Source organism: Caminicella sporogenes DSM 14501 (assembly GCF_900142285.1).
GTDB lineage: Bacteria > Bacillota > Clostridia > Peptostreptococcales > Caminicellaceae > Caminicella > Caminicella sporogenes.
Genome location: NZ_FRAJ01000021.1, coordinates 1 through 14,281 on the forward strand (window position 1 = coordinate 1; position 14,281 = coordinate 14,281).

Sequence of the window (14,281 nt, forward strand, 5' to 3'; positions counted from 1 at the left end):
GAAGAATTTGTATTTCAAGTTCTTTTTCACCTAAAAGTTTCTTTAGTTGTTCATTTTCTTTTTCTAGTATCTGAGACTCAACATCTTTATTAGTAGTTTTGGAAGTTTGTTTAGAAACTGTTGTTTTTCCATATTTTTTATAGTTATTTATCCATCTTGATAAGGTAACCGGATGAATATCATGACGTCTTGCTACTATACCTTGTTCACCAGTTTCTAAGGCTTCTTTAACTACTTTAACTCTAAATTCTTCAGTGAGTTGTTTTTTTGGCACTTAAATCCACCCCCTAAATTTATTATATTTCTATGGTTAATTTTGTCCAAATCTATTAGGGGGCTAAAAAGTTCTTAACTCTTAATTCTTAACTTTCAACTCTTAACTCTCTTCGATTATATCATAAACAAAAATATTCTTCTTTCATTTAGCTACTTTATTTCTGCTTGTTTTAATGTTTCTTTTATTTCTTTAATCTCCTTTTTTAATACTGCAATATCTCCTTTTGTAGCCGGACTATTTAATTCTTCATACAGATAATTAATGTCAAGTACAGGATTATATTGAGATTTAAAAGATATATCATTTAAAATTGCTTTACCATTATTATAATGTTCTCTAGCTGTTTTTAATTTACTTATACATGTTATCTCTTTTTCGTTATAAAGTTTTATAATCGTATTTCCTTTTTTGCTGTAAATATTTTCAATCGAAAAAATATTTATATATCCATAAGAACCATCTTTAAGAAATATCGGTTTTCTCATCTTAAATGGAATTAATATTAAATCTTGACTCAAAGGCAGAGGTATTATATTCTTTCTATTTATTATTTTACTATATTTTTGCCTTACAGATTTAATATCTACTCCATAATATTTACAAATTAATTTTAAAACAGTTTTCAACGTCTTATATGCTGTATAAGTTTCTCCACTCTTATCGATTATTTCAGTAATATTCCCAAATTCATCTTTGTAAATTGGAAGTAAACAGCTTACACCTTTTTTTGAAATTTCTTCTATAAATTTCACAATAACACCCCATTAGTTTTGAAATTTTTATCACCTTTCCCCTGCTATATACAAATATGCACCTAATCCTAAAATGTCCAATATCGACATAAGTTTTCTCAAAACTGCTTTTTTACAAAAAATATTTAGAGTAGCAAAAGCTTAGCTTTCACTACTCTAATATAAAACTTATTTTACATTTCCTATTGCCTTTGCTAACTCATTAATACTAATCGTCAAATTCTCAAGTTTGTTTTCTATTCTTACTAAAAGATATATAGAAACAGCTATAGGAAATCCCAGATTAGCAATTTGAGCATAAAGCGTTTCCATCCCCCTATCTCCTTTTTATTTTATTCTTCAACAATTATATTTGTAACATCTGTCTCTATTATTCTAGCAGAGTTTATTGCCACCAAATCTCCTCCAGTAGTATTGAAAATATTTTTATCTATAATCATCTGCATAACAGTTTTTATTTCATGTTCTGTTATATCAGATTTTGGACTGTCAACTACTATTTTACTTTTTTTATCGGACTGATTTAAAAAAATCATTTCAAGTTTACTAGTCATGACAGCTACCCCCTCCTATAATTCAAAGTCATAATTTTAATTTAAAAATCTATTCACCTGTTATTTCTTTTTCTTCTACTCTTATAAGTTTTGCCAAAGGATATTTTTGAAGATTTGATATTGCACTTACTACTGCAAATATATCATCATCTGCTACACTATTTTTTATCCTAGAATAAGTTTTTGTTCTGAAAATATCATTACCATCTTCATCAACACCAACTTTATACTTTAATTTAATTTTAGAATCCATTTTATTTATCTGTACTGCCATCTTCTCACCTCCTATGTGTGAGAACTAGTTCTCTTAGTACCATGGTCTAATTATATTTTAAAGTAATACTATTAAAAAATAAAAAGCCAACTAATGCATAGTTGACCTTACAATATATATAAACTTAAATGATTTTTTCTATTTTAAAATAGCACTTTAATAAAACTACTTCACCAAATACTTATATTTAATACAATATTCCCTAAAATAGTTATAGATTAGCTCTTAGCTCTCGGTTCTCAGCTGTCAGCTCTCAGCATCTTTAAAGTTAGTCTTTGAATTTTTTTAAGTCCTTTAAAATTTCTTTAAAAAAGTATAAGCTATTAACTGGGAAATAGTTAGTAGTAAAATATTTTTTTCACTAACTACTTGCTACTAGCTAAGTTATCATCAAAGTTACAGGTAATAAGAAAAAATTCTTTAGAGTTTTTTAATCCTTAATTTTTAATTCTTAATTTTTAATTTTTAATTCTAACTAATAAAAAAAGAGCCTTTCGAATAAAAATTCTAAAAGGCTCATCTTGTGTAAATTATTCTTCAAAAGCTTCTTTTTTAAGTATTTCTGCTTTATCAGTTCTTTCCCATGGAAGGTCTAAATCTATTCTTCCAAAATGTCCGTAAGCAGCTACATTTCTATAAATAGGTCTTCTTAAATCTAAATCTCTTATGATTGCAGCTGGTCTTAAATCAAAATGCTTTTTAACAAGCTCTACTATCTTTTCTTCTGGAACCTTTGCTGTTCCGAAAGTTTCTACAAGTATTGAAACAGGTTTTGCTACACCTATAGCATAAGCAAGTTCTATTTCACACTTATCTGCAAGTCCTGCAGCAACTATATTTTTAGCTACATATCTTGCAGCATAAGCAGCTGAACGGTCAACTTTTGTTGGGTCTTTACCTGAAAATGCTCCTCCACCATGTCTTGCATATCCACCATATGTGTCAACTATTATCTTTCTTCCAGTTAAACCAGCATCACCTTGCGGTCCACCTATAACAAATCTACCAGTTGGATTAATAAAATACTTAGTTTCTTTATCTAATAGATTACTTGGAATAATCTTGTGTATTACATGTTCTATTATATCTCTTTCAATTTGTTCATGGCTAACTTCTGGACTATGTTGAGTAGAAACAACTACTGTATCTATTCTAACAGGCTTATCTCCATCATATTCTACAGTAACTTGAGTTTTACCGTCTGGACGAAGATAACTAAGTGTTCCGTTTTTTCTCACTTCTGAAAGTCTCTTAGCTAGTTTATGAGCTAATGAAATTGGTAGAGGCATTAATTCTGGAGTCTCATTACAAGCATATCCAAACATTAAACCTTGGTCACCAGCACCTATAGCTTCTAATTTATCTTCTATTTCACCTTTCTTATGCTCAAGTGCCTCATCAACTCCCATAGCAATATCTGGAGACTGTTCATCAATAGCAGTTAAAACTGCACAAGTATCGCAGTCAAATCCATATTTTGCTCTAGTATATCCTATTTCTTCAATAGTTCGTCTAACTATTTTAGGAATATCTACATAGCATTTTGTAGAAATTTCTCCAGCTACTAATACTAACCCCGTTGTTACTGTTGTCTCACACGCTACACGAGCTTCTGGGTCTTCTTTTAAGATAGCATCTAGTATAGCATCTGATACTTGGTCGCAAATTTTATCTGGATGCCCCTCTGTAACTGATTCTGAAGTAAAAAATCTTTTCAATTTCTTTTCCTCCTTTGTATCTTTTAATAATTTTTACATGAATTTAAATTAGTTTACACAGTTAAATAATTTAAAAACTTCTATTTTTAATATTATACCCAATATTTTCTCCTATTAATTTTTATCACTGCATAAACTATCAATCATATAATAAAAACCTCTTCCGATTGAAGAGGTTCATGTTTTACAATATCCTCATCTTTCAGAATGATATTCTGTAGGAATTAGCACCGTGTACATAGTACCGGTTGCCGGACTTCATAGGGCCTAGTCCCTCCGTCTCTCTTGATAAGGCTTTATAATATTAAATTTTACTTAAACGATAGTACCACATCTTTTTTCTTTCGTCAATATCTTATTTATAAAAAATTGCAAATCTTAATATTAGTTCTCAGTTCCCAGCTCTCAGCAAGATTACAGGTAACAGGAAAAAGATTCTCTAAGGTCTTTTAACTTTTAACTCTTAACCGTATCACATGTTTACTGCGGCAATATGACTTAAAAAAGTTATTATAAATGCAGCTATAGTATTTCCAACAAATATTGCAAAAAATGCATGTTTTATCCTCATATTTAAAAATGCTGCTGCCATAGCTCCAGTCCATACACCTGTTGAAGGCAGTGGAACTGCAACAAAAAGCATAAGTCCTAAAGCCTCATACTTTTTCACATTTTTTGCTCTCTTGATAGTCCTATTTATTAACCAGTCTTCAAATTTTCTTATTAATTTATGCCTTCTCATCTTAGAAAAAAAAGGTCTCAAAAAAAATAATATAAACGGAACGGGAATCATACTTCCAGTTAAACATACTAAAGCTGCATGAATTGGTATCATTCCCATAGAAACAGCATATGGTATAGCTCCCCTAAGTTCAATTACCGGCAGCATAGACAAAAAAAATACTTTTATTTCTCTTGAAAAAGCTTCTAAAATGTCCATATTATCACCAAGTCTAAAAGAATTTATAATATAACCACTACTTTAAGTATAGATTTCTAAATTAATAGTGTCAATGTTATTAAAAATATAGTTTTTCTGTAACCTAATTGTAATAGATATTTAATTATCTATACTATATGTAATAAATTATAATGAATGTAGGAGGGATAAATATTGAGAAAAATTTTAGGTTGTATAAGAAAAGCAGTAGAAGATTTTAATATGATACAAAATGGAGATACAATAGGTGTCGGTGTTTCAGGTGGAAAAGACAGTATAGTATTATTATATGCTTTAAAACTTTTTCAAAACTTTTCTCCTGTTAAATATAAATTAAAAGCTATAAGCCTTACACTTGGCTTTGATAATTTCGATTTAACTCCCATTAAAGAATTTTGTGAAAAAATAGAAGTTGAACATATAATTCGACCAACCGAAATTGGAAAAATAGTTTTTGAAGAAAGAAAAGAAAAAAATCCTTGTTCACTGTGTGCTAGATTCAAAAGAGCTATACTTCATGAAACTTGTCAGCTAAACTCCATAGATAAACTTGCTTTAGGTCATCATAAAGACGATGCAATAGAAACACTACTTCTCAGCATGTTTTATGAAGGAAGAATAAGCACATTTAGTCCTGTTACTTACCTTAGTCGCAGAGACCTTACTATGATAAGACCTATGATTTATGTAGAAGAAAGGGAAATAAAAGGAGCTGTTAAAAGACATAATCTCCCTACGGTAAAAAGTCCCTGTCCAGCAGATGGTAATACTAAAAGAGAATACATGAAAAATTTACTAAAAAAAATCTACAAAGACATTCCTAGAGCAAATGACAGTCTTTTAACTGCACTAATGAACATAAAACAACTGAATATATGGGATAAAAATAAATATAAAAAACAACTATCTGAAAGGACTGATGCCCATGAATAACTTTAAAAAATGTTTTTCAAAAATACTAAGTTTTATACTCATTTTCAATATGTTTTTAAATTTTTCACATGCTGAATTTATAAACATATACGAAGAAAAAAATACACAAAACATCTCTAAAGGTGTTACTTATGAAAAGATTTTAAAATTTACTGATAAGGGCTGGCTAAACTTAAATGTCTTGAGAATTGACCTCAATGACAAATATACTTCACTCGACATTTTGACTAGCGAAAAAGGTATATCAAGTAAAGATTCTCTGACAAAATTAGCTGCTTCCAATAAAAATAGTGAAAAAATAATAGGAGCTATAAATGCAGACTTCTTTGATACTAATAAAACTGCTACAATGGGTCCTGTCGTAAAAGATAGTAATCTTATAACTTCATCTTTAATGGACCCAAGCTTTGCAACTTTTAATATAGATAAAGAAAATAATCCATTTATAGACTATTGGTCTTTAAGCAATATTACTCTCAAAAATGAAACAAATAATTATATTTTAAATATAGATTTTAAAAACAAACCTTACATAGAAAACAGAGTAGTTTTATTAGATAAAAACTGGGGACAAACCTCTTTTGGAAATTCTAAACACCCAAATATTGTGGAAATGATTGTAGAAAATGATGAAGTATCAGAAATAAGAGATAATTTAGACCCTATTACTCTGCCAAATGATGGATTTGTCATCGTTGCTACTGATAGTGCTAAAGAAAAAGTTTTAAACAATTTTAAAATAGGTGATAGAGTATCTTTAAATATAGAAACTAATCCTGACATAGAAAAATTAAAATTAGCAGTAGGTGGTGGTTCTGTAATATTAAAAAACGGAAGAGTATTAGATAAATTTACTCTTGATATAAAAGGTAGACATCCACGTTCAGCATTAGGTATCAATAAAGATAAAAATGAAATAATTCTTTTAACTGTCGATGGAAGAACTTCTTCTTATCCGGGAGCAACTCAAACAGAACTTGCAAATATTCTGCTTAAGCTCGGTGCTTATGATGCTATAAATCTTGACGGTGGCGGTTCTACTGAAATGATAGTTAAACCTTTAGGAGAAAAAAATCTCCAGATAGCAAACAATCTATCAGATGGATTTGAAAGAAGAATTATGAACGGTTTAGCTGTATTAAACAATGCTCCTAAGTCTTCAATTAAAGGCATAATAATAAGCTGCGAAGACAGCAATATATTTGTAGGAACTTCAAGAGAATTTAAAATCAAAGGTTATGATGAAAATTACAACCCAATAGATATAGACCCTAAAGATGTAAATTGGAGTGTAAGTGGCATAGATGGCGAATTTATTGAAAACAGATTTATTCCAAAATCTACAGGAAAAGGTATAATTAAGGCAAGTTTTAAAGGAAAAAACGCTACTTTTAAAATTAATGCAATTGATAATCCTATAAAACTCCAAATATCTCCTTCTAAAATCTTTATTGATACTAATAGTCAAACTACTTTAAGTGCAGTGGCTGTAAATGATGAAGGATATAAAGCAAAAATCGATTTAAAAGACCTCATATTGAGTATTCCTGATGGTATTGGAGAAATACAAGACAATACATTTATATCATCAGACAAACCTAGCAGTGGAATTATTAAAGTTTCACTTAAAGATTTGGATGCATATATACAAATTGCAGTGGGATATAAAAAAGTTATTTTAGATGATTTTGAAACAAAAAAAGGAGAATTTTTATCGTATCCTAGTGAAGTTACAGGAAACTTTGAAATATCTTCTGATGAAAAGAAAAATGGAAACTTTTCTGGAAAATTAACTTATGACTTTTCTAAAGTTTCAAGCTCTAAAGCTGCATATATAGTTTTTAATGACTTTTATATAGATAAAAAGCCAGAAAAACTCGGTTTATGGGTATATGGAACTTATGGAAATGCACACTGGTTAAGAGGAAAATTAACAGACAGCAATGGAAATTCATTTACCATAGATTTTTCTAAAAATGTCGATTGGAATGATTGGAAATTTGTAGAAGCTGCTGTACCTAAAAATGCAGTTGCTCCGCTAAAACTTGAAAGAATTTATTTAGTCGAACCAGATTCTTGTCTATTAGATAGTGGATATATTTATATAGATGATTTAACTGCATTTTATAAATCGACTTTTGACAAAAAAGTTCCTAAATCTGAAACTATCTTCTTAGATAAGCGAAATATTCATTCTGAGCTCAAAAATGAAAATTCATTTAGATTTTTAGCACATGGAAACATAACAGAAATAGATACTCCATTAGATGAGCTAATTATAAATGATATTGCTAATATATCTAATGAAATGGATATAAATGTATTTGCTGGTTACGTTGATAAAAAACTTAGAGATAAAATAACAAAACAATATATAATAGGCTATGAAGGTTACTCAATTAGCAAATTTAAAAATGCTTCTTTTATAAAACTTGATAACAGCAAAGGCAGCATTAGACAAACTGACTATAATCAGTGGATATGGCTTTTAGATACAGTAAAAAATATAGATTCAAAAAGCCTGTTTGTTATACTTCCTAAACCTTTAAACTTTGCCGACAAACTTGAAGAAAAATTATTTATAAATACTTTTAAGAAACTTAAAGAAGAAAAAAATATTGATGTTTGGATACTTACAAATAGTAATGATAGTCAAAGATTTAAAGTTGAAGTTAAAGATGGTATAAGATTTGTAACTCTTAAATCATATCCTATCTACAATGATATGGACATATGTAATGAAATCAAATACATGCTATTTACTGTAAATGATGGATATGTAACGTATGAAATAAAAAATATGTATGAGAAAAAATAAGCTAAAATTTAATATTTTCTTTAGTTAAGATATATATTAGAGACAGGTTGAAATCGAAAAACTGAAATTTCACCTGTCTCTCTTTCTCAATATTTGATTTAAAAGACTTATTTGCTCTTCAAATAAATTTTCATTTAATAAATTATATATTTCTTCTTCATTGTTTCTTCCATCTTTTAACATAGAAACTAATTTAGTTATATTGTAGTACCCCATATTTTCTAAAATAGTTCTTATTTCTTCTTTTTCATATATTTTAAGCGTATTTAAATCTCTGTTTCCATAGAATTTTGTAAATTTTCCTAATATATTATCATCTATTATATCCCTAGCCTTTTCTACTTGTCCGTTATGATAATTTCCAGCTCCTTGAAATAAAAAACTCATGATTTCATTTGGCAGCAGCTTATCACTATTTGGATGAAAATACAACATTGTTAAAGAAGTAATAACAGTTATAAAAATAGTAATCACTATATAAATTTTAGTTTTTATAATATCACCCCCCAAAAAGACAATTAATAAGTAATAATGAATAATTAATAAGTATTTAAGCCACTATTCATCATCACCTATTCATTATTAATTATTCATTATTCATTATTAATTGTTCGTTGTCTTTATTATTTTCGCCTAATTTGATTTTATTTATTCTTTTTAATAAAAAAACCTCATATAATATAAATAAGGGGGTGCTTCTTCTTTTGGAGAGAAAAAAAACAGATTTAACCAGAGATATAAAAGTCCACTTTCAAGATGAAAATGCAATTAAAATTCTTTCTCAGTATTTAAGAGAAAGAATTTTTGAAAATACAATTATAATATGCATAGGAACGGACAGATGTATTGGCGATGCACTAGGTCCTATAGTTGGAAATTTACTTACAAAAATGAATTTTAAGTATCCCGTATATGGTACTTTAAAATATCCTATTCATGCTGTCAATTTAAAAGATGAAATAAAAAAAATAAAGCTCAACCATAAAAATCCTCATATAATTGCCGTAGATGCATGTCTTGGAGAAAAATCATTTATAGGTAATATACAAATAAGAAAGGGTCCTATCTTTCCGGGCAAAGGTGTCGGAAAAATATTACCCTCTTTAGGTGACTTATCAGTTGTAGGAATAGTCGACAAATATTCTTATGAAGATTTTTTTCCCATACATAGTATAAGGCTTAATTTAGTCATGGAAATGGCAGAAGTAATTGTAAAAGCCTTTTTAGATGCGAGTAAAGAATGAAAAATATCTATCTGATGAGCATTACTATAAAAGGTATTGTAATTATTGAAAACATTGTAGATAAAAATATTGCTTTTGATGCCAATTTATAGTCATTTTCATATTTTGAAGCCATTATCGCTGCATTTGCAGCTACAGGCATAGCCGTTATTATAGTAGGTATTGCTACTAAATAATCATTAAAACCTAAAATTTTCAATATAACTAAAACTAATAAAGGAAGTATCAACAGTCTAATCATACATAATAAATAAACTTTTATATCGCTAATTATTTCTGAAAATTTTACATCGGCTAATATTGACCCTATAAACAGCATGGAAAGAGGAGTTGTAACTCCTCCAAGCATTCTCAAAGTACTAAATATTGGAGTAGGCAGTTTTATTGAAAATAAAAATAATGTAAATCCTATACAAACAGCTACAAATCCCGGATTAATAAATAATTTTAAATTTATTTTACTACCCTTTACAAAATGATTATTTTCTCTACGCTTCAATCTAGTCATCAAAAATATTCCAAATGTCCATACTAATATATTGAATGGAAGATTATATATGGCTGCATAGAACACGCCTAAATCCCCAAATACAGCTTTTGTTACAGGATAACCCATATATCCTACATTTGAAAATACCATAGCATATTGAAAAATATCTCTAGTTTTATTTTTTAAATTAAGTATTTTACAAAACATATAGGACAAACTAATAATAAAAGCATAAATGCAAAATGAAATAATAACTAACTTACCGCTTTTTATAAGTACATCTGGAGAAAATGAAAAATTCATTGCAGTAATTATAAATGCAGGTAATGTAACATACAGCACTAAATTACTTATATCTCTATTCATATCATTAGTAATTATTTTCAATTTTTTTATTACATATCCTACAACGATTAACAAAAACAGTACAAATACTTGTTCTAGTGCAGCCACTACAAATCCTCCTTATTTTCGATTTATAAATTCAAAAAAATTATTTAATCCACTATGAACAAATTCATAAAGCAGTGGACTATCTAATTTGAATTCTACTTCAAATTCCAGTAAATCTGAAAATTTCTTGCTTTTAAAATATCTCTTTATTTTACTTACATTTTCTTTAACAAATGTCCCAACTGCAAGCTGATTTCCAGTTGTAACAAAATATACTGCAAAAATATCTCCATTTAGATAATATACAGAATCCTTTACATGTTCATTATGTGGATTAAATTCTGTATATAAAAACCCTGCTTCATAAATATTCTGCATAGCTCCTCTTTTGTCTTTATCAAATATTTCAATAATATCTATAAAATTTTTTAAAGAATATATCAATATATACTCAGGCTTTCTAAGTTTAAATGCTGCTTCCACAGGAGATATTCTCATTCTATTCCTTACCTGTGCAAATGCTACTTTTAATCCTTTTTCAGTTTTAACTATACCTATTTCAGAAATGATTAGCTGATACCCCTTTGCCATATCTATAACTGATTCTGCTATATAAAACTTTATTCCATCTTCTTCATGAGAAAAATCTACTACATTTTTTATTAATGTAGATGGTCTAGTTGTCGGCTGAAATTTTTCAAAGTCAAAATCCATGCTTAGAAACTTTTGAGCTGGGGTGTCAGTTCCCATACAGCGCATAATATAATAATTTACAAGCTGAACTTCATCTTTTATTTTTTCACATATTTTATTCCACAAATTTTCCTCTTCTTCTTTATTTAATTTTATATCACAGTTTAAAAGATGTTCATATTCTACGGTATTTCCCGGCAACATTTCATTGTTTTTTAAATTGATTTCATATATACTCTTTATTAAATAAATTGCCTCTCTTTCATTTATCTCTACTAGTTTTCCTCCTAGTCCGCCCATCATCTTCATTGTAATTATTTCTACATCTTCAGCACTAGCATTTAAAAGACTTTCATATCCATCTATACCATATTCTTCACAATCTAAGTGAAAAAATTGAACAAATTTTTCACCAAGTTCTGTTTCCCAATATATCCTAAGTGCTATAACTCCCATTAATCGAGTATTTGTTGCCTCAGCTTTAATAAATTTATAATTAGGTATAAATTTTTTATTTCCTCCGCCTTTGATGACTTTAAATTTTCTTTTCATATAGCATCTCCTTTAAATATCTATAATTTAAAGTTATTAGTTCTAAGTTCCATATTTTCAAATCAACCCTCTAGAGTCCTTTTAACTCTTAACTTTTAACTCTTAACTCTTAACTATTTTTTAACTCCTCTAACATTATTTTATTCTAACATAAAATAAAAGGGATATGTATATAAAAAATAAACATATCCCTTTTTTGTATTATTTATAATAGCTATGATATATATTTACTTTCCAAATGCCTGTAGCATACTCATAAATAGTTCTATCACTTGAAAATACACCAGAACAGCCTATATTTATTATGGATTTTTCTTGCCATACTGATTGATTTCTATACAATTTATCTATTTTTTCTTGAGCTTTTACATAATCATCAAAATCTTTTAATACGAAAAATTCATCATTGTGCTTTAGAAGTGAATCTACGATTATAGAAAATTCTCCTTCTTTTTTGCATAAAGATTTACCTTGCATCTGGTCTAGTATAGTTTTTATTCTAATATCATTATTGTATATATCCATAGAATTATATGTTCCATTTCTGTAAAGCTTAAGTATTTCTTTTTCCTTTAAACCAAATATTACTATATTTTCATCGCCAACAGCATTCCTAATATCTATATTTGCTCCATCAAGAGTTGCTATAGTAATTGCTCCATTCATCATAAATTTCATATTTCCAGTTCCTGAAGCTTCTTTAGTTGTAGTAGATACCTGCTCACTTACATTTGCACACGTTATAAGTTTTTCTGCTAATGAAACTCCATAGTTTTCTAAAAATACAACTTTCAACTTATCATTGACATCTTTATCATTATTTACTTTTTTAGCCAAAGTATTTATCAGTTTTATAATCTGTTTAGCAGTATAATATGCAGGTGCAGCTTTTCCAGCAAAAATAAATGTTCTCGGATAAATATCCAAATTTTTATCTTCTTTTAATCTATTATATAAATACATTATATATAAAACTATTAACAACTGTCTCTTATATTCATGAATTCTCTTTGCATGTATGTCAAAGATTGTATTAGGGTCTACATCTATACCTTGTTTTTCCTTAATCATTTTTGCCAATTTTATTTTGTGATTTTGTTTGATAGTGTAAATTTTTTCTTGATAAGATGGGTCATCTTTGTATTTTAATAATCCCCTCATCTTAGTTGGTACTCTAATCCAGCCATCTCCAATTGCTTCAGTTATCAATTTTGTAAGTTCAGGATTTGCTTTGATGAGCCACCTTCTATGACTTATCCCATTTGTCTTATTATTAAATTTATATGGATAGTATTCATAAAAATCCTTAAGTTCCTGTTTTTTAAGTATTTCTGTATGAAGTTTTGCCACTCCGTTTACACTATGACTTCCAACTATAGCCAAATGAGCCATTTTCACCTGATTGTCTGCTATTATTGCCATTTCTGCAATCTTTTCAAAATTTCCATAATATCTAGTATTCCAGAGTTCTCTACAAAATCTTTCATTTATCTCATGTACTATCATATATATACGTGGAAGAAGTTTTTTAAATATATCTACATTCCACTTTTCAAGTGCTTCTGACATTATAGTATGATTTGTATATGCTATAGTATTTGTAGTAATTCTCCATGCTTCATCCCATCCAAGTCCTTCTTCATCCATTAATATCCTCATGAGTTCTGGTATTGCAAGTGCAGGATGCGTATCATTTATATGAATTGCTACGTAATCATCAAAGTCTTCTATAGGTTTTCCCCTCTTTTTAAAAGTTCTGATTATACTCTGTATACCAGCAGAAACTAAAAAATATTCCTGTTTAAGTCTTAAAGTTTTACCTGCTTCATATGCATCATTTGGGTATAACACATGTGAAATAGCTTCTACTGAATTTTTATACTCAAATGCTTTTAAATAATTCCCCTTACTAAAACATGTGTAGTTAAAATCTCTTTTAACAGTTTCTGCACTCCAAAGGCGAAGTGTATTTATTTGTTTATTTTTATATCCTACAATAGGAGTATCATACGGAACAGCTAAAACGGATTCATAATTTTCATGTATAAACTTCAGCCTTCCATTTTCTTCAACAACCCTGACATCTCCTCCAAATTTAACTTCTACTGCTTTATTTTCTTTCCTTATTTCCCAAACATTTTCATATTGAAGCCATTTATCTGGAAATTCTACTTGATACCCATCTATTATTTTTTGTTCAAACAACCCATAGTTATATCTTATACCACAGCCATGTCCCGGAACACCTATTGATGCCATAGAATCCAAAAAACAAGCTGCAAGTCTTCCAAGTCCTCCATTTCCCAATCCCTGATCTTTTTCTACTTCTTCAATTTTCTCTAAATCTATACCAAAATCTTTAAGTCCTTCTTCACAAATATCTTTTATTCCAAGATTTATAAGGTTGCTCACAAGCAGTTTTCCCATCAAAAACTCCATTGAAAAATAGTATACTTGCTTTTCACCTTTTTTAATATATCTTTTATTTGTATTAACCCAATCTTCAGCTATATAATCTCTTACTAAGCTCCCAAGAGCATAGTATATGTCAAGGTCTGTTGCTTCATCTATAGTTGTCCCTCTTTCTGTCTTTAGTTTTTTAATAAAATCATTTTTAAATATATTTTTAGTTATCATCATATT

14 protein-coding genes and 1 riboswitch are annotated in these 14,281 nt (G+C 28.5%); of the genes, 3 read left to right on the top strand and 11 right to left on the bottom strand.

Annotated features, from left to right (window positions below; translation table 11 throughout):
* From BUA90_RS10545 to BUA90_RS10575, 7 genes are all read right to left on the bottom strand, one after another.
* On the bottom strand, window positions 1–274 hold a 274-nt coding region (locus tag BUA90_RS10545), incomplete at its 3' end, for a transposase (RefSeq protein ID WP_072968402.1).
* A 152-nt stretch (window positions 275–426) separates the two neighbouring features.
* Window positions 427–1,029 carry a hypothetical protein gene (locus BUA90_RS10550; protein WP_072968404.1) on the bottom strand — a complete coding sequence of 201 codons (603 nt, stop codon included), beginning with the start codon at window positions 1,027–1,029 and terminating at the stop codon, window positions 427–429.
* A gap of 168 nt (window positions 1,030–1,197) precedes the next feature.
* Window positions 1,198–1,341 (bottom strand): YvrJ family protein, encoded by a 144-nt coding sequence (locus BUA90_RS10555; protein ID WP_072968406.1) that lies wholly within the window; start codon window positions 1,339–1,341, stop codon window positions 1,198–1,200.
* A gap of 20 nt (window positions 1,342–1,361) precedes the next feature.
* The gene (locus BUA90_RS10560; RefSeq protein ID WP_072968407.1) at window positions 1,362–1,583 is read right to left on the bottom strand and encodes a DUF2922 domain-containing protein; all 222 of its coding nucleotides are present in this window, start codon (window positions 1,581–1,583) and stop codon (window positions 1,362–1,364) included.
* Window positions 1,584–1,632: 49 nt separating this feature from the next.
* Entirely contained in the window at window positions 1,633–1,857 is a 225-nt protein-coding gene (locus tag BUA90_RS10565; RefSeq protein ID WP_072968409.1) for a DUF1659 domain-containing protein, read from the bottom strand.
* A gap of 530 nt (window positions 1,858–2,387) precedes the next feature.
* Window positions 2,388–3,575, bottom strand: coding sequence for a methionine adenosyltransferase (gene metK, locus BUA90_RS10570; protein WP_072968411.1), 1,188 nt, complete (start codon window positions 3,573–3,575; stop codon window positions 2,388–2,390).
* A gap of 192 nt (window positions 3,576–3,767) precedes the next feature.
* Window positions 3,768–3,870: riboswitch (SAM riboswitch) on the bottom strand.
* A gap of 177 nt (window positions 3,871–4,047) precedes the next feature.
* The gene (locus BUA90_RS10575) at window positions 4,048–4,515 is read right to left on the bottom strand and encodes a COG2426 family protein (RefSeq protein ID WP_072968413.1); all 468 of its coding nucleotides are present in this window, start codon (window positions 4,513–4,515) and stop codon (window positions 4,048–4,050) included.
* Window positions 4,516–4,689: 174 nt separating this feature from the next.
* Between BUA90_RS10575 and BUA90_RS10580 the strand changes: the two genes are divergently transcribed.
* Entirely contained in the window at window positions 4,690–5,448 is a 759-nt protein-coding gene (locus BUA90_RS10580) for a tRNA 2-thiocytidine biosynthesis TtcA family protein (RefSeq protein WP_072968415.1), read from the top strand.
* The gene (locus tag BUA90_RS10585) at window positions 5,441–8,266 is read left to right on the top strand and encodes a phosphodiester glycosidase family protein (protein ID WP_072968417.1); all 2,826 of its coding nucleotides are present in this window, start codon (window positions 5,441–5,443) and stop codon (window positions 8,264–8,266) included. The genes BUA90_RS10580 and BUA90_RS10585 overlap by 8 nt, the downstream gene beginning before the upstream one ends.
* 69 nt (window positions 8,267–8,335) lie before the next feature.
* On the opposite strand, the gene BUA90_RS10590 is transcribed toward BUA90_RS10585, so the two are convergent.
* Window positions 8,336–8,740 carry a hypothetical protein gene (locus tag BUA90_RS10590; RefSeq protein WP_072968419.1) on the bottom strand — a complete coding sequence of 135 codons (405 nt, stop codon included), beginning with the start codon at window positions 8,738–8,740 and terminating at the stop codon, window positions 8,336–8,338.
* 230 nt (window positions 8,741–8,970) lie between these two features.
* Between BUA90_RS10590 and yyaC the strand changes: the two genes are divergently transcribed.
* Entirely contained in the window at window positions 8,971–9,510 is a 540-nt protein-coding gene (gene yyaC / locus BUA90_RS10595; RefSeq protein WP_094756866.1) for a spore protease YyaC, read from the top strand.
* A 7-nt stretch (window positions 9,511–9,517) separates the two neighbouring features.
* Here the strand turns inward: yyaC and BUA90_RS10600 are convergent, their stop codons facing one another.
* From BUA90_RS10600 to BUA90_RS10610, 3 genes are all read right to left on the bottom strand, one after another.
* The gene (locus BUA90_RS10600; RefSeq protein ID WP_072968421.1) at window positions 9,518–10,453 is read right to left on the bottom strand and encodes an AEC family transporter; all 936 of its coding nucleotides are present in this window, start codon (window positions 10,451–10,453) and stop codon (window positions 9,518–9,520) included.
* A 12-nt stretch (window positions 10,454–10,465) separates the two neighbouring features.
* Complete coding sequence (locus BUA90_RS10605; protein WP_072968422.1) at window positions 10,466–11,638, bottom strand: hypothetical protein; 1,173 nt, start codon at window positions 11,636–11,638, stop codon at window positions 10,466–10,468.
* A 201-nt stretch (window positions 11,639–11,839) separates the two neighbouring features.
* Window positions 11,840–14,278, bottom strand: a complete 2,439-nt coding sequence (locus tag BUA90_RS10610) for a glycogen/starch/alpha-glucan phosphorylase (protein WP_072968424.1) — start codon at window positions 14,276–14,278, stop codon at window positions 11,840–11,842.
* Between the last annotated feature and the right edge of the window lie 3 nt (window positions 14,279–14,281).

What these genes read in the sequence shown, in the direction of transcription:
- BUA90_RS10605 (WP_072968422.1), bottom strand. Translation starts at nt 11,638, where the DNA reads ATGAAAAGAAAATTTAAAGTCATCAAAGGCGGAGGAAATAAAAAATTT.
- BUA90_RS10585 (WP_072968417.1), top strand. Translation starts at nt 5,441, where the DNA reads ATGAATAACTTTAAAAAATGTTTTTCAAAAATACTAAGTTTTATACTC.
- BUA90_RS10555 (WP_072968406.1), bottom strand. Translation starts at nt 1,341, where the DNA reads ATGGAAACGCTTTATGCTCAAATTGCTAATCTGGGATTTCCTATAGCT.
- BUA90_RS10565 (WP_072968409.1), bottom strand. Translation starts at nt 1,857, where the DNA reads ATGGCAGTACAGATAAATAAAATGGATTCTAAAATTAAATTAAAGTAT.
- BUA90_RS10560 (WP_072968407.1), bottom strand. Translation starts at nt 1,583, where the DNA reads ATGACTAGTAAACTTGAAATGATTTTTTTAAATCAGTCCGATAAAAAA.
- BUA90_RS10575 (WP_072968413.1), bottom strand. Translation starts at nt 4,515, where the DNA reads ATGGACATTTTAGAAGCTTTTTCAAGAGAAATAAAAGTATTTTTTTTG.
- BUA90_RS10610 (WP_072968424.1), bottom strand. Translation starts at nt 14,278, where the DNA reads ATGATGATAACTAAAAATATATTTAAAAATGATTTTATTAAAAAACTA.